The organism is Faecalibacter sp. (assembly GCF_057177045.1).
Map to the genome: position 1 here is coordinate 2,898,284 of NZ_CM169987.1, position 20,759 is coordinate 2,919,042.

Here is a 20,759-nt window from a genome sequence, read left to right on the forward strand (position 1 = left end):
TACATATGCAGATTAATTTTTAAATTTGCCAGATAATTAAAAACAGATGAATATAATTTTATTTGACGGTGATCAAAGAGAAAATTTACTTCCATTGACTTTTACAAAACCTGTAGGAGCCTTGAGAATGGGGGTTTTAAGCTTTGCAGAACGTTGGGGAAAACTGCTAGATGCAACTGTTTCTTACCAAACGGAATCGTATTTACAAGGTAAATTTGAAACTATTTTAGCAGACGAAAATATATTCATTAACCCTGCTTTTTTTCCATCGGAAGAATTCATTACTTCCATTAAACATTTGGCCTTAGAGCAAAAATTGACTTACAAAGGGCAAATTATCGCGGCAAAAACTGCAGCATCTTCTTTTGAATCGGTAACAAATACCGTTGAATTTCCTTCTGAATTAATAGAGATTAAATATCCTTGGGATATTTTCACGCATAATTTTCATGCCATTGCCTTTGATTTTGACTTTATCACAGCAGGACGCGAATCACAACCAATTTCAGAAACCAATCGTGTATTACATCCTGAACGTATTTTCTTGGAAGAAGGAGCCCAAGTCGAATTTTCTATTTTAAATGCTACAGAAGGTCCGATCTATATCGGAAAAGATGCAGAAATCATGGAAGGTTCAATGATTAGAGGTGGATTAGCCTTATGTGAACATGCAAAAATCAACATGGGCGCTAAAATTTATTCAGGTTGCACTGTAGGTCCATACTGTAAAGTTGGTGGTGAATTAAATAATGCGATTTTAATGGCTTATTCGAACAAAGGTCACGATGGGTTCTTAGGAAATGCAGTTATAGGCGAATGGTGTAATCTTGGTGCAGATACCAATAACTCGAATCTAAAGAATAATTATTCCGAAGTGAAGGTTTGGAATTACGCCGCGGAACGCTTTATTAAAACGGGATTACAATTTTGTGGACTAGTAATGGGCGACTATTCGAAGTCAGCAATTAATACCCAATTTAATACTGGTACGGTAGTTGGAGTTTCAGCCAATATTTTTCAAGGCGGATTTCCACCGAATTTAATTAAGCATTTTAGTTGGGGAGGTCCAAATGATGCTCCAAAGTTTGCATTAGAACGTGCCTATGAAGCGGCAGAAAAAATGATGGAAAGACGTAAAGTTCCTTTTACGTTAGAAGATCAAAAGATATTAGAATATATATATATAAATAAATAATTAACTAAAATTCATTTGACAAATAGCTAAGAATCTGACTCAAATTTTTAAAAAGAATAAATATAAAGCCTATTCCTTTAGAGATTGATTAAAAAATTCTTAAATTTGCCATTTGTAAGAAAAGAGTATTAGTGAAATGACTGGTAAGTATAACAATGTTTTAGAACTTGTTGGAAACACTCCACTTGTGCGATTAAACAGAATTAACCAAAACATTCCAGGCGAGGTTTATGCCAAGTTAGAGTGTTATAATCCCGGACATTCAACCAAAGATAGGATAGCTTTACATATCATAGAAGAGGCTGAAAAAACAGGTTTATTAACGCCAGGAGCAACAATTGTAGAAACAACTTCAGGAAACACTGGATTTGCGGTTGCTATGGTTAGTATTGTAAAAGGATACAAGTGTATTTTAGCAGTATCAGATAAAACGAAAGCGGAGAAAATTGCTTATTTAAAAGCATTAGGCGCTAAAGTATTTATTTGTCCTGCGAATGTACCTGCAGATGATCCACGTTCGTATTACGAAGTAGCAAAAAGAATCGCTGCAGAAACACCAAATTCAATTTATATCAATCAGTACTTCAATCAAGGAAATACTGAGGCTCACTATTTAACGACTGGTCCAGAAATTTGGGCACAAACAGAAGGTAAAATTACACACCTGATTGGTTGTACTGGTACAGGTGGTACATTAACTGGAAGTGGACGTTTCATTAAGGAACAAAACCCTAATGTAAAAGTGATCGGTGTAGACGCACATGGTTCGGTATTGAAAAAATACCATGAAACTGGGGTTTTAGATCCAAATGAAATTCATCCTTATCGTATTGAAGGGATGGGGAAAAATTTAATTCCTGGGGCATTGGATTTTTCAGTAGTCGATAAGTTTGTAAAGGTAACTGATGAAGAATCAGCATACCGTACAAGAGAATTAGCTTTAAAAGAAGGATTGATGGTTGGTTACACTTCAGGTGCAGCAACTCAAGCCTTAAAACAATTAGCAGAAGCTGGTGAATTTGATGAAAATTCAGTTGTTGCAGTTTTATTCCCAGACCACGGTTCACGTTATATTACGAAAGTATTTAGCGATGAATGGATGGCGGAACAAGGATTTACAAACAGTAAATTGAATGGGTTAGAATCTCGCGCTACTGTTGAGTACATTAATAAATAAATAATTTGAATATATTTGAAAAGTAGAATCTAATCGTATTAGGCTCTACTTTTTTAACTTAAAATACAAGATATTTACAATGGATATTTTTGAAAGATTAAAACAAAATCCTGGTCCATTAGGACAATTTGCTGATTACGGTGAAGGTTACTACGTTTTCCCTCAATTAAAAGGGGAAATTGGTCCAGTAATGGAATTTCAAGGAAAAAAAGTGATCACTTGGTCAATCAATAACTATTTAGGGTTAGCCAATCATCCAGAAGTTCGTAAAGCGGATGCAGATGCGGCAGCGGAATATGGTATGGCTTATCCAATGGGTGCTCGCGCCATGTCTGGTCAAACAGATTACCACGCCCAATTAGAGCAAGAATTAGCAGACTTCGTACAAAAAGAATCATCATATTTAATGAACTTCGGATACCAAGGAATGGTATCTACAATCGATGCATTAGTATCTAAAAACGATGTAATTGTTTATGATGCAGAATGTCACGCGTGTATTGTGGATGGAGTTCGTTTACACTTCGGAAAACGTTTTATCTTTCAACACAACAACATTGAGAGTTTTGAAAAAACAATTATCCGTGCTCGTAAATTAGCAGATAAACAAGGAGGAGGAATCTTAGTGATTACTGAAGGGGTATTCGGAATGACAGGTAAACAAGGGATTTTAAAAGAAATCGCTGCTTTCAAAGATGAATACAAATTCCGTTTATTAGTAGATGATGCTCACGGTTTTGGTACTTTAGGTAAAACAGGAGCTGGTGCTGGAGAAGAGCAAGGATGTCAAGATAAAATTGATATTTATTTCTCAACTTTTGCAAAATCAATGGCTGGTTTCGGAGCATTTATCGCTGGAGATAAAGAAATTATCCGCATTTTAAAATACAACTTACGTTCTCAAATTTTCGCAAAATCATTGACAATGCCAATGGTTATCGGAGGTTTAAAACGTTTAGAATTATTAAGAAAATCGCCAGAATTAAAAGATAAATTATGGCACAATGTAGAGAAAATTCAAAAAGGTTTACAAGAACGTGGATTTGATATCGGTGGATCTAATACTTGTGTAACGCCTATTGTATTAAACGGTTCTCCAATTGAAGCAACTGTTTTAGCAAAAGAAATGCGTGAAGAGTACGGAATTTTTGTTTCTGTGGTTGTTTACCCAGTAATTCCAAAAGGAATGATTATTTTCCGTATCATCCCTACTGCTGCACACGAAGATGAGCACATTGAATACACATTAAATTCATTTGCTGAGATCCGTGGTAAATTAGAAGATGGATACTACAAAAGAAAAGCTGAAGAATTAAACATTGACTTCGTACAATATTAATATTCTTTAAATAAAATATCAAAAGCCTTAAACATCTTATTGTTTAAGGCTTTTTTTTGTTCAAAATATGTTAAAAAGTCAATCTTTTTTTAAATGTCCGTGCCTAAGCATTTCATATATTTGTTATCACATTATACAACACAAACAAATACAAAAAAAATTATGAAAGTTCACAACTTTAGCGCAGGTCCATGTATCTTACCACAAGTGGTGTTTGATAAAATGGCAGAAGCATGTTTAAACTTCAACAACTCAGGAACTTCAATCTTAGAAATCTCTCATCGTCGTAAAGATGCTGTCGAAGTTATCGATACAGCACGTGCATTAGTAAAGGAATTAATGAACGTTCCCGATTCACACGATGTTTTATTTATGCAAGGAGGAGCTTCATTACAATTTCCTACTGTTGCCTATAACTTATTAAGAGAAGGAGGAAGAGCCGCTTATTTAGATTCAGGGAAATGGGCAGCGAATGCTATTAAAGAAGCGAAACGTTTCGGAGAAATCGAAGTGGTAGCATCGTCTAAAGCAGATAACTACAATAACGTTCCTAAAGGTTACAACATCCCTACGGATGTCGATTATTTTCACTGCACCTCGAACAATACGATTTTTGGAACGCAAATGAAAGAATTTCCAACGACAGATGTTCCAGTGGTATGTGATATGTCTTCGGATATTTTATCGCGTACAATCGACGTTTCTAAATTTGGTGTAATTTACGCTGGAGCTCAAAAAAATATGGGACCTGCAGGTTCTGCGGTTGCCATTGTTCAAAAAGATTTATTAGGGAAAACAGGACGTAATATTCCAGATTACTTAAACTATGCTACGCATATTGCCAAAGAATCTTCGTTTAATACTTGGCCAGTAATTGCAATCTATGGTGTGATGTTGAACTTACAATGGTTAAAAGAACAAGGTGGAGTAGAAGCGATTGCAAAAGTGAACACCGCCAAAGCTGAAGCCATGTATGGTGAAATTGACCGCAACGGATTATTCACGGGTACAGCTAATGTAGAAGATCGTTCTCAAATGAATGCAACTTTCGTTTTAAACAACGAAGAGTTAAAAGCTGAATTTGAAGCATTATTAAAAGAAGCAGGTATCGTTTCATTAAATGGTCACCGTGATGTAGGTGGATACCGTGCATCAATGTACAATGCTTTACCATTAGAATCGGTTCAGGTTTTAGTGGAAGTCATGAAACAATTTGAACAAAAATTTGGATAAAATAATATAGTAGTTAGTGATTAGATTTTAGTCTTTAGACTTCTCTAATTACTAACTACTATTTACTAATTACTATTACAAGAAAAAACAATGAAAATATTAGCAAACGACGGAATCTCTAAAGCAGGTCAAGAAGCATTAGAAGCAAAAGGTTTTGAAGTCATTACAACACATGTTGCCCAAGAACAATTAGCAAATTACATCAACGAAAAAGAAGTTGAGGTATTATTGGTTCGTTCAGCAACAAAAGTTCGTCAAGATTTAATTGATGCAACGAATTTAAAAATGATTGGACGTGGTGGAGTAGGAATGGATAACATCGATGTAGAATATGCACGCGAAAAAGGAATCCAAGTGATCAATACTCCTGCATCATCATCACAATCAGTAGCAGAGTTCGTATTTGCTCATATATTCTCTATCGTAAGAAATTTACACAATGCCAATCGTAATATGCCATTAGAAGGGGATACCAACTTCAATGGGCTAAAGAAAGCTTATGCGAAAGCCTACGAATTACGTGGTAAAACGATGGGGGTTATTGGATTTGGACGAATTGGAGTGGAAGTAATCAAAATTGCAATTGGTTTAGGTATGAACGTTGTCGTTTATGATAAATTTCCTGCAACACGCGAAATTGAATTGGATTTCTTCGACGGACAAAAATTGAAATTTACGTTAGCATCTACAGATTTTGAAGAAGTTATTACAAAAGCAGATTTCATTACGTTACACGTTCCAGCACAAGATGGATACATCATCGGAGCAAAAGAATTAGCGAAAATGAAAGATGGTGTCGTAATCGTTAATACAGCTCGTGGAGGAGTGATTGATGAAAAAGCATTAACCGAAGCGATTGAAGACGGTAAAGTTTTAGGAGCAGGTTTAGATGTGTTTGAAAAAGAACCTCAACCAGAAATGGGGTTATTAATGAACGAAAGTTTATCTTTGTCTCCGCATATTGCAGGTTCAACTGAAGAAGCACAAAGCCGAATCGGTACAGAATTAGCAGCGCAGATTGCGGAATTCTACGGAAAATAAACATTTAATAGCTTAGCCAATGCCACAATTTAGACCTTTTAAGGGGATACGTCCTACGGAAGAAACGGTTTCTGATTTTGTAACCAAATCAGTAGATCGTTATTCAATGGATGAAATTCAGGAAAATATAAATAAGCGTGAACATTCGTTTTTACATGTGATTCAACCCACTTGGGATAATGCCATTGAAAACGTATCCGAACGTTTTTCTAAGGTAAGAACCAATTTAGAAAATTATATGGACCAAAAGGTATTGGTACAAGATAAAGCATCATTTTACATTTATCAAGTGATACAGCCCAATGGTCGTCAAACCAAAGGGCTGTTAGGCTTGGTGAATATCAATGATTATAAAGCAAATACCATCAAAAAGCATGAAGAAACGATTGCTCGACGTGTGGATTTATTTGCGAATTATTTAAATGGTTCTCACTTCCATGCCGAACCCGTTTTATTAACGCATAAACCAGCACAACGTGTTGATTTGTTAATAGAAACAGAAATGAAACGTAAGCCCACACTTCGGTTAAAAGATGATGATGGGATCGAACATTTGCTATGGCGTGTGGATAATCGTTTGAATTTAAAACAATTTAAAGATTCGATTGAAAAGTTAGAAGGTCTTTATATTGCAGATGGGCACCATCGCATGGAATCTTCTTTAAAGTATACCGAAAATGTTGCCAATACTTATGACGAAAAAGTCTATGGGGATGAAACATTTAATTATACATTAGCCCTTTTGGTTTCTCACGACGAATTGATTATTAATGATTATAATCGAGTGGTGAGTGATTTAAATGGATTAACAAAAGAGGAATTTTTAAAGCAATTATCCGAATATTTTGAAGTGATACCGAAAGGTAATGACCCCATTTTGCCTACAAAAAAGCATCATATTGTGATGTATTTGGAGAATGAGTTCTATAGCTTATTTACCAAGTCTTTAGATCATGAAATTGAAGGTTTAAAAGAGTTGGATACTTATATTTTTGAAGAACATTTGTTAAAACCTATTTTAGATATTCATGATACCCGAAATGATAAACGCATTGGGTTTGTTCATGGAACGAAAGATAAAGACGGAATTGAGCGATTAAAACAAAAAGTAGATCAAGATCATTATGTGGTTGGATTTGCATTTTATCCGGTCAATGTTTCTGATTTGCAGTTGATTGCTGATTTGGGGTTAAAAATGCCACCAAAGTCAACTTATATTGAGCCTAAGCCTTTAAGTGGATTTGCAATTTTTGATTTAAAAGATTAAACCATGAGTATTCAAGATAATTTAAAACAAATTCAATCAACGATTCCTTCTACTGTTACATTAGTAGCTGTTTCGAAGACTAAACCAGTGGAAGATTTACAGCAAGCCTATGATGCAGGAATCCGTGATTTTGGAGAAAATAAGATTCAAGAAATGTGTGATAAATACGAAATCTTACCCAAAGATATTCGTTGGCACATGATTGGTCATGTCCAAACCAATAAAGTAAAATACATGGCGCCATTTGTTCATTTGATTCATGGAGTTGACAGTTTAAAATTGCTTAAAGAAATTAATAAACAGGCTGAAAAAAACAATCGAGTAATCGATGTTTTATTGCAGGTGTTTATCGCGGATGAAGAAACCAAATTTGGATTAGACGCAACGGAATTAGAACATATTTTGACTGACGAAATTCAAAATTTGCTTCATGTAAAGGTGGTTGGATTGATGGGGATGGCAACATTTACAGAGGATAATAATCAAATACGAGAAGAGTTTAAAACATTAAAAAACTTATTTGATTTGCATCAAAAAACACATCCTGATCTTAAAATTCTTTCTATGGGGATGAGTGGTGATTATGCAATCGCTATTGAAGAAGGAAGTACAATGGTACGAATTGGTAGTTCGATTTTTGGACATCGAAATTATAACATATAAAAAAAAGCCTGAAGATTTCTTCAGGCTTTTTATATTTTAAGCTTTTCCACCCGCTTGTTCTTGGTTGGATTTTGATCGTTCAATATTGAAATATTTTCCAAAATTATAGGCAATACCAATTCGAAATGATCGAAACGCTGTATTTGTACCAAATGTTTCAATTTCATTTGATCGTGATCTATACGTTGAATTTTTATTTTCGAATAAATTATTAATGTTTGCAGATAGCTGTAATTTTTTATCCCATAACATGGCTCTGAAACCTACATTATGACGAGAATAAGCACCAAATTGATCTAAGCCATATACATTTTTTGTTTCATGATTAAAGGTATAATTGGCAAATAAAGTTTTCTTTTTATTCAGATCAAAATTGTTCGTTATTCTAAATTCTCCCGTTATTCCATCAATAGAATAACTTAATTCTGGGATTCCACCAGTTGTTTTACGATAAAATACATCTGCAGAAGCATTGATTTTCCACCATTTCAACGGTTTTATATTTAGGTTTTCGCTAAAACCGATACTATACGTTTTACCAATATTAAACGGTTTGTTGATTACTATTTTTGTTTCCGGATCAATAATTTGAACTTGTTCGAATAAATCATTTTGATTGCGATAATAGATGCTCGATACTGATACATCTTTATAGGCATATTCTAAATCGAAATTATTCGAATTGGATGGTGTTAAATCAGGATTGCCTTCATTGTACGCATAGTCATTCATTTTAACGCGTGCAGGATTCAGGTACCACATAAATGGTCGATCGACTCGACGAGAATAATTTAAAGAAAAGGAATGATTCTCTGCTGCTTGATACATAAGATATGCTGAAGGGTATAACCCATGAAATTCCTTACGATAATTCTCTTCGGCTTGATCACTAATACCCTTTACTATTGCACCTTCATAACGTAAACCGATTTTAGCCGTCCATTGATCAGATAATTCTTTTTCAACAGAGTAATAAAGTGCATTTACATTCTCACGATATTCAAATGCTGTAAAAAGCGAAGGTTGTTCCATAAAAGGGGTTTCAGGAGAGGAAGTGTTGTAGCGCGTGTTGTTGGCTTGATCTGTCGCCCAACGTAAACGCGTACCATAATTCATTTTCCAATCTTTTACGGGATGTTCCATGTCCACACTCACATTAAATCGATCAGAGTCCGATAAGGTATAGGTTTTATTTCCTTGATAGGTATTAGGGAAGGCATTCCAATTTGCATCCCATTCATTACTGATAGTCTGATCATTTGATGTATTGTTATTCCCTGAATAATCAAAGTCAAACGTTAATTTTTTTCCATCAGTCCCAAATTTTTTAATCACATGGTAGTTGAATCCGATATAATTCCAATCCCAAAAGCTTCCGTCTCTTAAGTTGGTAATATACTTTTTCGGTGCATTGGAAATTAGATCACGAATTGTAGAAGTCGATTGGCCATTATTTTCACCATCACCATTGGAAGTATCAAATGTGAAACCTGTAATAAGGTTTTTATTGATTTCATAATCTACTCCAATACGTCCACCGATGTACTTGTTGTCGTTGGAATTATAACTTTCATTCGACCACGTTTCATCCGGATAATAAGTATGGGTTAGACTTTCGTTGTACCATTTCCCTAATCCATTATATACGGTTGATGTAAATGTCCATTTTCCTTTGCGTACATTGACATTACCACTAAGGTTATATCCACCATATTTTTGGTGATTATAGCTTGCGGATAAAGATCCATTGACACTTTCAGATTTAGCATTTTTTAAAACAATGTTGACGATTCCACTATTTCCCGTCGCATCATATTTAGCAGGAGGATTGGTAATGACTTCAATTTTTTCGATGTCTTCCGTTCGAATTGTTTTTAAGTAGCTGGCTAATTGGTCGCTATTCATTTGCATCAATCGATCGTTGATCATCACACTGATGGAACCTTTTCCAATGATGGATATAGCATCAGTGCTTTCGTCTACTTTAATTCTTGGTGCTAATCGTAATGCATCTAATGCATTTCCACCTTTAGCTCCTTCTGCCAAGTCAGTATTAAAGACCAAACGATCGACTTTTTTTTCGATTAACTTTTTTTGGCCGGTGATTACAGTTTCTTTTAAAGCAATGTTTTCAGGCTTTGGAAGGACTAAAACTCCAATTTCTTGATCTTGATGAAAAATTACATTTTGCTTCGCAATTTGAACACCAGCATCAGAGAAGAAAAATTCATATGTTCCATCTTCTAAAAGGGTTGTATATAAGCCGTTTTCATCGGTTGAAACTTCATCGATGTATTTTTCATCTTTTTTAATCAGTATATCAATAAAGGCAGCTGGGCTTCCATCATGTAGAGTAATACTTCCTTTAACTTCAGTCTGTGCATAAGCATAGAACGTAAAGAAGCAGGCAATAGGTGTTAGAATTTTTTTCATTTCGTTGGTTATACAATGATTAGACGTTAGATATCTTCATTTGTTACCACATAACTGAAAATAAATGAAGCCTTTAAGATGTGATGGGGCAAGAAGGGTAAAATAAATTGGGTTTAAATTTAAAAATTAAATAATTTAGGGCTGTATTCATGGGAATATGGTAAGTGATATGGAAAACCTCTCAACCAATGCTTTTCGATTAGAACCAATCGATGAAAAATATTATACACCCCTTTTAAAGGATGCATTAAATGAAAAACTATGGATTTATTCGACCATTAAAATTGCATCAGAAGATGATTTTAAAGAATATTTTCATCAAGCTTTATCGTTAGATAAACAAACATCTTTAAGAGCTTTTGTCGTTTATGATTTACAAAAAGATCGTCCGGTAGGGATGACAAGATTGTATGGTTTTGATTCTAAAAATAAATCTGCAAAAATAGGTTTCACTTGGTATGCTGTCGAACAACAAGGATCAGGAATTAATACCCATGTGAAATATTTGATGTTACAATTGGGTTTCGATCAATTGGAATTGGAACGAATTGAGTTGAATGCTGATTTAAGGAACAAACGAAGCATTGCCGCTATGAAGAAAATTGGTTTTCAACAAGAAGGAATTTTGAGAAAGCACATGTATCTTCCAGATGGTTATAAAAGAGATACGATTGTGTTTAGTATGTTAAAAGAGGAATGGAATTCCATTTATAAAACCCAGCTGGAAGAAAAAATTATAGGATAAATAAGAGCCATTATAGACTGCACCCAAAAGTTTGGACAGATTAAAAAATTAATTATTATAAAAATGAGTTCGATATTATATCGGACTCATCTTATTTAAGTTCGATTTAATTCTCTCGTTATTGTAATAGTAAATGTATTGTTTTATTTCTTTTTTCAACTCATCAATTGAGTTGAATTTTTGTAAATAAAATAATTCAGATTTTAATATTCCAAAGAAATTTTCGATAATAGCATTATCCAAACAATTTCCTTTTCTACTCATACTTTGAACGATTCCTTTTTGCTTTAATAAAGCTTGATATTGTTTCATTTGATATTGCCATCCTTGATCGGAATGTAACATTAAATCTTTGGTGTTTTTAGTTGTTTTAAATGCTTTTTTAAGCATAAGTATCACTTGATTGAACACTGGACGCTCGCTTAACTCATAGCTGATAATTTCTTGATTGTACAGATCCATTATTGGTGATAAATATAGTTTTTTATCTTTTATTAAATTAAATTTTTTTTGAGCCTTTTAGCATTATTATTTTTTCTTTGCAATCATGACAAAAGCACACAAATGTTCTTCGTATTTTTTGAAAACTTTCTTCATTTTTATTACTCTTTCTCTCACTTCTGTTTGAGTTGCAATATTTTTTATGATAGTTAAAAATCCTGAAAATCCTTCATCATCAATTAATCTTGAAGGTTCAAGCAGGCGCATTTTAGCTGTTTTAATTTCAATAATTTCGAAACCTTCTTCTTTTACAAGAATTTTCCATTCTTCAACTGTTAATGGTCTTGCATTAACATTCATCGTAATTGCAAGCTCTTTTTGAATGCTCTTTTTGATTTCATCTGAAATATTATTCGGTTTTAATGCTAATTCATGAATTGCATAGTATCCATCTTTTTTTAGAACACGATGAGCTTCTTTTATGATTTCACTTTTACGATGATTGACATGCATCGTTAGCATAGCTTCTCCAAAAACTTTAGTTTGAGAACAGTCATCAAGTCTTGTGTCAGCAGCATTTCCTAATTGAAAAACAGCTTTTTGATTATCAAATTTTTGATTTAAATTCTCGATAATTTTTTCGTCTAAATCAATTCCAATGTATGATGTTGGCTGTTTGTCAAGTACAATAGAAGTGGTATAACCAAGCCCAGGAGCAAATTCTACAATCGCATCATTTGTATTGATATCTAACAATTCAACCATTTCATTTGTCAACTTTTTTCCTCCAGGTCTTAGTACTTTTTTTCCTATTTTAGCAAGGAGCCAATGTCCAGACATTTTATCAATTGTATCATTTTTCATTTGAGTAAGTTTTTTATTTTCAATTCAAATAAAAAGACCTTTTTATCTTTTATTAAGGTGAATTTTATTCTAAATTTAATTTTAGAAATACTTCTTGCGAATCTAATTTCTCAACCAATTGGTTGATAGTAGTTGTTTCTAATAAATGCTTTAAAGTATTTCGTATTTCTTTGAATTGCTGATGCAAAGGACAAGGATTTTTTTCTGAACATCGTTTTAGTCCAAGTGCACAACCACTAAAAATTTTATCTCCATCAAAATGTCTAACAATTACAGCCAACGAATTTTTCATATCTTTTTCATCGAGATGAAAACCACCATTTGGTCCTTTTGTAGACTGTAAAAGATTTTTTCGAACCATTTCTTGCAAAATTTTTGCAATAAAATATTCAGGAGAATCAATTCCTTTCGCTACATCTTTTATTCCAACTCGATTTCCGTCTTTGGTTTGCTGTGCGATATAAATTACTGCTCTAACGGCGTATTCACAAGTTTTTGATAACATTTACAATTCTTTTACACTACAAATATACATCATTTTTTTAATAAAAGAGTAAAAGGTGTTTTATTAATTCTAATTATTTCCAAAATTCGTCTTCAAAATTATCAAATGGTTTTGTGTGCGAGTTTTCTAATCTTTTACCTATTTGTTTCAAATCACTTTCATCAAGATTTTCTTGTAAGTAAGGAAACCATTCACGTTCCTCGAACCGAATATGATTTTTTAATAAATGAGCAAATTTTTCTACTATTGATTTCTCTGGATGTTGAGCAATCTTTTGTGCTAAAACCATTAATTCTTGATGTTCGGTTTTAATTTGTTGGTTGTATGTTTCGTTTGAATAGGGAAAAATAATTGTTTCTTCATGTTTAAAGTGCTCAGAAAGATGATTGTTCCAAAAATATTCAACATAAGATGCAATTCGTTCTAATGCAATATTTTTAAAGAAACCTTGTTCAATTTTCCAACTACAAAGCAATCCAAAATGATGATCCTTTGATAAAACGACAATGTGTTCACTTCTTTTCATAATTAACTGTTTTTGTGAATTAAAGTTATGACAATTTTTCAATAAAATACTTTTTAGTATTCTATTTTAAAATTTAGACGTATTTCAGATCTTTTTTAGGTTGACATAAATGGAAAAGTATTCAATAAAAAAATCATTCTAATTTCCTGCTATTGGACTACCGAAAACTCCGACAGCTAATTCAGTCCATATTAATAAACCAATGAGTAACACCATTATGCAGAAAAAGATTTTATTTTGTAAACGGTTAGTCAGTTGTAGAATGTAGTTTATCGTTAATCCAATAACCGACAGTAAAATAAATGCAATAATAAAATCAAATAAACTCCAGTTGACTTCATTTGTAAATTGCATAGCAATTAGTGGAATTGTTATTATTAGACTAATTATTCCAAAAATTAAAGATTGTTTATGGTGCATTTTTGTTTTCATAACTAACTATTTATTCAAATCACTTTGAGAAATAAAGTAATAAAATAAAAATGAGATTCAAAAAAAATAGTTTAATTGATAAATTGTGAACGATTGAGTTTGGATTTATTGAAAAATTAATTTAAATCAATATTTTTCTAAAAAGCATTGTTTAAATTTGAGGTATGAAAGCAACATTTGAACCTTACGTATTAAAATTTAAACGTCCTGGAGGAACTTCTAGAGGTGTTTTAACGGAAAAATTAACGTATATCCTTACTTTAGAGGAGGATGGAAGAACGTACTTAGGCGAATGTGGTTTATTCAAAGGCTTAAGTGCTGATGATCGTGAAGATTATGAACAAAAATTACAATGGGTGTGCGATCACATCGATTTAGGAATTCAAGAATTATGGGATCAACTTCGAGAGTGGCCTTCTATTCAATTTGGATTAGAACAAGCTTTTCAAGCATTAAGTTTTAATCGCTATAAAGATGAATATAACGATCCTTATAATCCCGATTTATTTGAATCAGCATTTAAAAATGGTGAAAAAGGAATGCAAATCAATGGCTTAATTTGGATGGGGGATGTGGATTTTATGCGTCAACAGATTCAAGAAAAGTTATCCGAAGGTTTTAAATGCATCAAAATTAAAATTGGGGTGAATTGGGAATCCGAATACCAAATTCTAAAACAGTTGAGAGAGGAATTTTCTCCAGAACAATTAGAATTACGAGTAGATGCGAACGGAGGATTTACGTTTGAAGAAGCAAAAGTTGTATTACAACAATTGGCTGAATTAAAAATTCATTCGATAGAGCAACCTATAAAAGCTGGAAACGTAGAACAAATGGCTGAATTATGTGCTCACACACCAACTCCAATTGCGTTGGATGAAGAATTAATTGGTGTATTCGAGCGTGAAGATAAATTAGCGTTAATCGAGAAAATAAAACCACAATTCGTCATTTTAAAACCAAGTTTAGTAGGAGGAATAAGAGGTTCGTTAGAATGGATTGATGCCTGCGATTACAATGGAATAGATTTTTGGATTACATCTGCGTTAGAAAGTAACATAGGATTAAATGCAATTGCCCAATGGACGGCTATCCTCTATCCTGAAATGCCTCAAGGTTTGGGGACAGGAAGTTTATTTACAAACAATTTCCCAACTCGATTAGCGGTAAAAGGAGAATTTTTATACCGAAACAAAACCATATGAAAAATATACTTTTAGTTTTAATTGCATTGATGACCTTGGGGAGTTGTGCAACGAAAGTTACTTCAGAAAATCAATTGACAGATTTTCAAAAAGAATTGGTGGAATTCTATAATAATACAAGTACATCACCTTTAAATCAAGAAGAGAAAAATAATTTTGTAGGAATTACCTTTTATCCCTACCAAGAAAAGTACAACGTAAAAGCGGATTTTACCCCAATCAATGATGGAGATGTTATCCCGTTTCCAACGTCAGCAGGAAAAATTCAATATTACACAGCTTTTGGAATGGCTACTTTTACAATAAATGGGCAAACGCATTCGTTAAAAATTTATCAATCTCATCCCATTAAAGAAGAATATAAAGACCATTTATTTCTACCCTTTACAGATGATACAAATGGAGATGGTACTTATGGTGGAGGGCGTTACATCGATTTGGATTTAACGAAGTCTTTTACACCTGAAGGACAAATTATCATTAACTTTAATGAGGCTTACAATCCATATTGTGCGTATAGTAAACGCTACAATTGTCCAATACCTCCAGGAGAAAATTCATTGGATACCCGAATAGAAGCTGGAGTAACTTATAAAAAGTAAGTATGTTGGTTCTTGATTTTAGTTCATCGTCATTTGATCATAAAGCATTCCATCCGAAGACACCTTTTGAGCAGGATGTTCTTGATTTTTTAGAAAATTGGTACGATGATTCCACGGTCATGATGGCTCATACCTCTGGTTCAACAGGAACGCCGAAGCCTATAACGTTAACCAAAGAAAATATGCGTAAAAGTGCACGCATGACGTGTAAATATTTACGTTTAGAAAAAGGCAATACAGCAGTGTTGGCGATGCCTGTCAATTATATTGCAGGTAAATTGATGTTGGTGAGGGCTGCTGAAATTGGACTGAAATTAATCTGTGTACAACCATCAGCTCATTTGGAATGGTCGATCTTTCAACCCTACGCAGATCCTATTGATTTTGTTGCTTTAACACCAATGCAAGTTGAGTCATCGTTGGATTTTGTACAGCATTGTCAAAAAGTTATTATTGGTGGAGCTCCTTTATCAGAACATGTAAAAGGACTATTGTACAACATGGGTAATGAAGTTTACGAAACCTATGCAATGACAGAAACCATTACGCATATTGCTTTTAAACAAGTTCCGAATCAAAAATTCAAAGAGGTTCATCCTTATTTTGAAGCTTTTGATGAGGTTAATATTCAGCAAGATGAACGAGGATGTTTGGTTATCGCAACACCTTACGACGATTTGGTTGTTGTAACCAATGATGTAGTGAAACGAATTGGAGAAAAAGGATTTCAATGGATTGGTCGAGCAGATCATGTCATCAATTCAGGAGGAATAAAATTATTTCCGGAGCAAATAGAGGAGGTCTTAAAACCATATCTATCGACGCCTTATATCATCACATCCAAACCGGATGAACGTTTAGGACAGCGGTTAATTCTAGTCATCGAAGGGAAGGAATGTCCAATTGATTTATCAAAGGCTCCACTTACGAAATATCAATTTCCGAAAGAAATAGTCTTTGTTGATCAATTTCCAAGAACGGAAAGTGGAAAAATTCAACGGAATAAAATAGTATTATAACGTTAAAAAGTGATTCGATAATGAATCACTTTTTTTATATGCTATCAAAAAATAACTAAAAAGATAAGGGGTTGATAAATTGTTAAATAATTTTAAAAATCTTTCACCTACTATTCTTAAAATTAACTTATTTTGAACCCATAATTACAAATAAAATCTAATGATCTGGACCGATTCGAATCAATTATTTAATGATGCCTTTTTTACGATGATGGATAGCCAAAATAAAGGAAAGTTGTTCCCGATTTGGAAATCATTTTCTTTCAAAAATCACTCAATTGAAGAATTGTTAGAACTGCAACAAAAGTTGGATCAATCGTTAGATCTTAATCCCGATTTTTATAAATCCCTCTTTTTAAAAGGGATTGTACAACGGCAATTGAATCAAAACGAGGAAGCAATAGAAACCTTTCAACAAGTCAAAGACAACGATTTCTATTTGTATGCTTGCAACATCTATTTGGCAGAATTTTATATTCATAAATTGAAATTTGATCAAGCCCTGCATTATTTGGATGAAGTGTATAAAATTTATAATTCCAATCCAAGAATTGTGTTTTTATTAGCATTGGTTCATCTCGAAATGTTTGAATTTGATGCTGCAAAACGGTACTTGAATCAATTGGAGAAAATTACATCTGAACGACAACTGATTCAATTGCTTCGTCGTAATTTATCCATTACGGAAGCTATCGTAAATCATACCACGAACCGCTTAACATTAAAGAATTTCAAATTAAAAAGCATCAATTATAATCTTCAATTAAAAACCAATTTAATTAAACATTATTCATGGTACCAAGATCAAGGCATCAACTACGATTCCATCAATTGTTTTCTCCATGGCTTGATTTTAAAAAACGTGACGGCCTATCCAACTTATGAATTTGTAGATACTTATACGGTTCAAACCATTTTAAATTACATTGCGGTACAAGATCATGAAGTTAAAATTTTATGGGAAGAAATTGATTTTAACCATCATTTTGTAAAGACCTATGCTGAATATACGGAGGTAGAAGCATTGGTAAGAGAAGATTTGTAGAATATTAATACCTTTGCAAAAATTTATAATACATCATAATGGTATCGAATAGAGATGAAATTTTAGATAATGTAGAAGTTTTCTTAGAGGGGTTAGAAGGAGATAATGCAACGGATCATGCCAAAGCCATACAATTGATCAAAACATCTAATGTATTTTTGGCGATTCTTTCAGAAGAAGTAAATTTCTTTATACCAAGTCAATTTTTAGCTGTTAAAGACCAGAATTTCGATACAATTGATTTGAATCAAGATGAAAATGAAAATTTACCCATTATCAATCAAATATTAGGATCTACTCCTAAAATTGATAAAACGATGGACGAATTATTTTTGGATTTCTGCGATGAAGTCGAAATTAATCGTAATGATGTGGGATTGTCAAGAGAATATTGGATCATCAAAGACTTATAATAAATAAAAGGTTTAGCATATGCTAAGCCTTTTTTGTTGCATTCGATTGAGTTATAACAAATGATTATTGCTAATAATGCATGAAGATGATTCTATGTTTCTTCTCGATATCTCGATTTCAGATTTCAATAATCCACTTCCTCCACCATAATGATGAATAATTTTACAACGACCATCGACCATTTGGTAAAGTAATTCGATTTCAGATTGACCTACTCCGCTACTTAAAATGATGAATTCTACTGCAGAAGAGGATAAAATTTGGTTCAGACAAATTAAATTTTGAGAGACTGAACAGGATACTGCATACGTCCTTTGGATCACTCGTGCTAACGTTTGTGTAATTTCTTCATTTTTGCCATATATCATCATCATAACTTATTGGAATAAAGTACAAATTACTGCAATAGGTTGGCGAAATCTCTTGATGTACGTTAAGATATTGATATCTCAAATGAATAAAATGTAAATGTTTTTTCTTAATATATGTTAAAAGAATATTTTGCAACCTCCTAAAAACTACATTTGCACAAATTTTTATGAATATGAAAAAAATTGTTTTAGGATTAGGTGTAGTATTGGCTTTAGCAAGCTGTTCTACAGGTGCTGTTGGAACAGTAGGAACAATCACGAAAGTCGCTCAAATTTCTAGCGCGATTTCAGAAATCACTGGTTTATTAGGTGGGTTGAACTTAAATCAAGCACAAACATCAACTGTTGCCAATGCGTTAAAATCGTATATTACAAATTACAACAGTTTAGATACAACGAAAGAAAATTATCAATCGTTATTAGAAGGATATAAAACAAATGCTTTAAATGAGATTAAAACAGGAATTGGAGAATCGAAATATGGTCAATTCATTTCTGCTTTAAAAACATCTGCAAACAATACTACCGTTTCTGACGCGACAAGAGCGGTGATTACAAGTTTAATTAAATAAGCTTTTTATTACATACAAAACCCCTATTTGGTTTTCAAATAGGGGTTTTATTATGGGGTTGATTTTCGATTATTCTTCTATGTTTTCTTGATTCTCAGTTGCTAATTGCGCATAATAGTTTAGCTTGTGTGCTGCCAAATCAAACTGATTGTTAAGCATTAATGCGATTTGGAAACAACGGATGGCCTCATCAATTTCACCACGTGTTTCTAAAATTACACCTTTTCCGTAGTGGGTTAAGAAATAGTTCGGATTAATTTTTAATGAAGATTCAAAATCTTCTAAAGCTTCATCATATCTTTCCAATAAGACGTAGGTATTTGCACGATTGTAATACGATAAGAAATGAGGGTTTAATTCAATGACTTTCGTGTAATCAGCAATTGCTTTATCGTATTCTTTTAGTTGATCGTAGCAAAAGGCACGATTGTGATAGCATGAATCGTAATCTTCTTTTAATTTCAATGCCTCATTATATAATTCAATCGCTTTTTGGTAATTCTTCAAATTCATTTGGATAAATGCTTTCTGATGAATTGCCACATAGTGATCAGGTTTAATGGCTAAAATTTGATCAAAAATTTCATTAGCAATCGTTGGATTAAAACGATTGTAATTGGCCATTGCTTTGTAAAACAAAAAATCAATGTTTTCTGGTTGATCAGCTAATGCAAGATCAAAATCTTTGATTGCATCTGTATATTGTTTCATGTGGTATTGAGCCAATCCACGATGAAAATACGAATTTGTTACTTCTATTTTACGTTTAATCGATAGTGAAAAGTAGTCTAATGCTTTTCTATACTGTCCCTTCTGAAGATAAGCTCTTCCTTGTTCATAAAAACTCATGATTCAATATTACAATAAGAATTAATATCTATTTTAAAACTTTTGCTAAATTTATCAACAATATTAAGAAATCACAATGAAATTAGAACATATTGGAATAGCGGTAAAAGATTTGAATATTTCCAATGAAATCTTTGAAAAATTATTAGGAAAAGCAGCATATAAAGAAGAATCTGTTAGTTCGGAAGGAGTAAAGACATCGTTCTTTTCTGCAGGCGAATCAAAGATTGAACTGGTCGGATCTGAAAAAAATGGGAGTGCGATTGAAAAATATTTAGAAAAAAATCGAGAAGGTATCCATCACTTGGCTTTTGGAGTTGATAATCTTGAAAAAGAAATTGAACGACTTAAAAATGAGGGGTTTATTTTTATTAATGAAACACCAAAATTAGGTGCGGACAATAAACGAATTGTGTTTTTACATCCTAAATCAACAAACGGCGTATTGGTCGAGCTTTGCGAAGATGTAAAATAATTTTGTTTTTTAAAAAATATGCTTTAATATTGCACTCGAATTAAGCAATCAACTGCTTGTTTTTCTTAAACAAGATTTGCTCCAATTCCGGTCCTATAACTCAGTTGGTTAGAGTAGCTGACTCATAATCAGCAAGTCCTTGGTTCGAGCCCAAGTGGGACCACAGATTAAGAGCCTTTCCCAAAACGGAAAGGCTTTTTTTATTTGTTTCTCCAATCTAGGGTACTCTCCTTGTTGTTCTATCACAGTTAGTTATAATTTATAATTGGGATTTATTATATTTGAGTTGAGAATTTATACCTCAAAAGTATTCTATCAACCCAACAATAACCAACCTCATGAAAAA

Annotated in this window: 22 protein-coding genes, 1 tRNA gene and 1 pseudogene; 16 read left to right on the plus strand and 8 right to left on the minus strand. The window is 32.9% G+C overall.

All coding sequences use genetic code 11. From position 1 onward, the window contains the following. The first annotated feature begins 46 nt into the window (after positions 1–46). The 7 genes from AC1QSP_RS13505 to AC1QSP_RS13535 all read left to right on the plus strand — a co-directional run bounded on the left by AC1QSP_RS13505 (position 47) and on the right by AC1QSP_RS13535 (position 7,915). Positions 47–1,195 (plus strand): GlmU family protein, encoded by a 1,149-nt coding sequence (locus AC1QSP_RS13505; protein WP_484079129.1) that lies wholly within the window; start codon positions 47–49, stop codon positions 1,193–1,195. Positions 1,196–1,331: 136 nt separating this feature from the next. Next, the gene (locus AC1QSP_RS13510) at positions 1,332–2,372 is read left to right on the plus strand and encodes a PLP-dependent cysteine synthase family protein (protein ID WP_322970720.1); all 1,041 of its coding nucleotides are present in this window, start codon (positions 1,332–1,334) and stop codon (positions 2,370–2,372) included. A 79-nt stretch (positions 2,373–2,451) separates the two neighbouring features. Next, positions 2,452–3,711 carry an aminotransferase class I/II-fold pyridoxal phosphate-dependent enzyme gene (locus AC1QSP_RS13515; RefSeq protein WP_322970719.1) on the plus strand — a complete coding sequence of 420 codons (1,260 nt, stop codon included), beginning with the start codon at positions 2,452–2,454 and terminating at the stop codon, positions 3,709–3,711. A gap of 162 nt (positions 3,712–3,873) precedes the next feature. Then, a complete protein-coding gene (serC, locus tag AC1QSP_RS13520; protein WP_484079130.1) occupies positions 3,874–4,944 on the plus strand; it encodes a 3-phosphoserine/phosphohydroxythreonine transaminase in 1,071 nt (356 codons plus the stop codon). Between the two features lie 90 nt (positions 4,945–5,034). Further along, on the plus strand, positions 5,035–5,985 hold the full coding sequence (locus tag AC1QSP_RS13525) for a D-2-hydroxyacid dehydrogenase (RefSeq protein WP_484079131.1): 951 nt from the start codon (positions 5,035–5,037) through the stop codon (positions 5,983–5,985). Between the two features lie 19 nt (positions 5,986–6,004). Beyond that, a complete protein-coding gene (locus AC1QSP_RS13530) occupies positions 6,005–7,252 on the plus strand; it encodes a DUF1015 domain-containing protein (RefSeq protein ID WP_484079132.1) in 1,248 nt (415 codons plus the stop codon). A 3-nt stretch (positions 7,253–7,255) separates the two neighbouring features. Next, positions 7,256–7,915, plus strand: coding sequence for a YggS family pyridoxal phosphate-dependent enzyme (locus AC1QSP_RS13535; RefSeq protein WP_484079133.1), 660 nt, complete (start codon positions 7,256–7,258; stop codon positions 7,913–7,915). A gap of 36 nt (positions 7,916–7,951) precedes the next feature. Here the strand turns inward: AC1QSP_RS13535 and AC1QSP_RS13540 are convergent, their stop codons facing one another. Further along, entirely contained in the window at positions 7,952–10,348 is a 2,397-nt protein-coding gene (locus tag AC1QSP_RS13540; protein ID WP_484079134.1) for a TonB-dependent receptor domain-containing protein, read from the minus strand. Between the two features lie 169 nt (positions 10,349–10,517). Between AC1QSP_RS13540 and AC1QSP_RS13545 the strand changes: the two genes are divergently transcribed. Beyond that, entirely contained in the window at positions 10,518–11,093 is a 576-nt protein-coding gene (locus AC1QSP_RS13545) for a GNAT family N-acetyltransferase (RefSeq protein WP_484079135.1), read from the plus strand. A 75-nt stretch (positions 11,094–11,168) separates the two neighbouring features. Here the strand turns inward: AC1QSP_RS13545 and AC1QSP_RS13550 are convergent. The 5 genes and pseudogenes from AC1QSP_RS13550 to AC1QSP_RS13570 all read right to left on the minus strand — a co-directional run. Next, positions 11,169–11,600, minus strand: a pseudogene (locus AC1QSP_RS13550) (IS3 family transposase); the annotation flags it as partial. A gap of 21 nt (positions 11,601–11,621) precedes the next feature. Next, complete coding sequence (locus AC1QSP_RS13555; protein ID WP_484067601.1) at positions 11,622–12,398, minus strand: class I SAM-dependent methyltransferase; 777 nt, start codon at positions 12,396–12,398, stop codon at positions 11,622–11,624. A 64-nt stretch (positions 12,399–12,462) separates the two neighbouring features. Continuing rightward, positions 12,463–12,903: an RrF2 family transcriptional regulator gene (locus AC1QSP_RS13560; protein ID WP_225539077.1), complete on the minus strand. Its 441-nt coding sequence runs from the start codon at positions 12,901–12,903 to the stop codon at positions 12,463–12,465. 73 nt (positions 12,904–12,976) lie between these two features. After that, positions 12,977–13,429 carry a hemerythrin domain-containing protein gene (locus AC1QSP_RS13565; protein WP_484067603.1) on the minus strand — a complete coding sequence of 151 codons (453 nt, stop codon included), beginning with the start codon at positions 13,427–13,429 and terminating at the stop codon, positions 12,977–12,979. Positions 13,430–13,567: 138 nt separating this feature from the next. After that, a complete protein-coding gene (locus tag AC1QSP_RS13570) occupies positions 13,568–13,783 on the minus strand; it encodes a hypothetical protein (RefSeq protein ID WP_260509589.1) in 216 nt (71 codons plus the stop codon). 242 nt (positions 13,784–14,025) lie between these two features. Between AC1QSP_RS13570 and menC the strand changes: the two genes are divergently transcribed. From menC to AC1QSP_RS13595, 5 genes are all read left to right on the plus strand, one after another. Continuing rightward, positions 14,026–15,066: an o-succinylbenzoate synthase gene (gene menC / locus AC1QSP_RS13575; protein WP_484079136.1), complete on the plus strand. Its 1,041-nt coding sequence runs from the start codon at positions 14,026–14,028 to the stop codon at positions 15,064–15,066. After that, positions 15,063–15,668, plus strand: coding sequence for a DUF1684 domain-containing protein (locus tag AC1QSP_RS13580; RefSeq protein ID WP_484079137.1), 606 nt, complete (start codon positions 15,063–15,065; stop codon positions 15,666–15,668). Before menC ends, AC1QSP_RS13580 begins: the two co-directional genes overlap by 4 nt. Positions 15,669–15,670: 2 nt before the next feature. Beyond that, positions 15,671–16,687 carry an AMP-binding protein gene (locus AC1QSP_RS13585; protein ID WP_484079138.1) on the plus strand — a complete coding sequence of 339 codons (1,017 nt, stop codon included), beginning with the start codon at positions 15,671–15,673 and terminating at the stop codon, positions 16,685–16,687. Between the two features lie 160 nt (positions 16,688–16,847). Further along, positions 16,848–17,732: a tetratricopeptide repeat protein gene (locus AC1QSP_RS13590; RefSeq protein ID WP_484079139.1), complete on the plus strand. Its 885-nt coding sequence runs from the start codon at positions 16,848–16,850 to the stop codon at positions 17,730–17,732. A gap of 38 nt (positions 17,733–17,770) precedes the next feature. After that, entirely contained in the window at positions 17,771–18,145 is a 375-nt protein-coding gene (locus AC1QSP_RS13595) for a hypothetical protein (protein ID WP_484079140.1), read from the plus strand. A 51-nt stretch (positions 18,146–18,196) separates the two neighbouring features. On the opposite strand, the gene AC1QSP_RS13600 is transcribed toward AC1QSP_RS13595, so the two are convergent. Further along, on the minus strand, positions 18,197–18,520 hold the full coding sequence (locus tag AC1QSP_RS13600; RefSeq protein WP_484079141.1) for a hypothetical protein: 324 nt from the start codon (positions 18,518–18,520) through the stop codon (positions 18,197–18,199). 170 nt (positions 18,521–18,690) lie between these two features. On the opposite strand from AC1QSP_RS13600, the gene AC1QSP_RS13605 reads away from it, so the two are divergent. Further along, complete coding sequence (locus AC1QSP_RS13605; RefSeq protein ID WP_484079142.1) at positions 18,691–19,089, plus strand: lipoprotein; 399 nt, start codon at positions 18,691–18,693, stop codon at positions 19,087–19,089. A 69-nt stretch (positions 19,090–19,158) separates the two neighbouring features. Here the strand turns inward: AC1QSP_RS13605 and AC1QSP_RS13610 are convergent, their stop codons facing one another. Further along, positions 19,159–19,938, minus strand: a complete 780-nt coding sequence (locus AC1QSP_RS13610) for a tetratricopeptide repeat protein (RefSeq protein WP_322970703.1) — start codon at positions 19,936–19,938, stop codon at positions 19,159–19,161. Positions 19,939–20,014: 76 nt separating this feature from the next. Here AC1QSP_RS13610 and mce point away from each other — a divergent pair, with 76 nt between their 5' ends. Then, a complete protein-coding gene (gene mce / locus AC1QSP_RS13615; RefSeq protein ID WP_484079143.1) occupies positions 20,015–20,413 on the plus strand; it encodes a methylmalonyl-CoA epimerase in 399 nt (132 codons plus the stop codon). An 89-nt stretch (positions 20,414–20,502) separates the two neighbouring features. Then, positions 20,503–20,576: transfer RNA gene (locus tag AC1QSP_RS13620), tRNA-Ile, on the plus strand. Positions 20,577–20,759 lie beyond the last annotated feature (183 nt).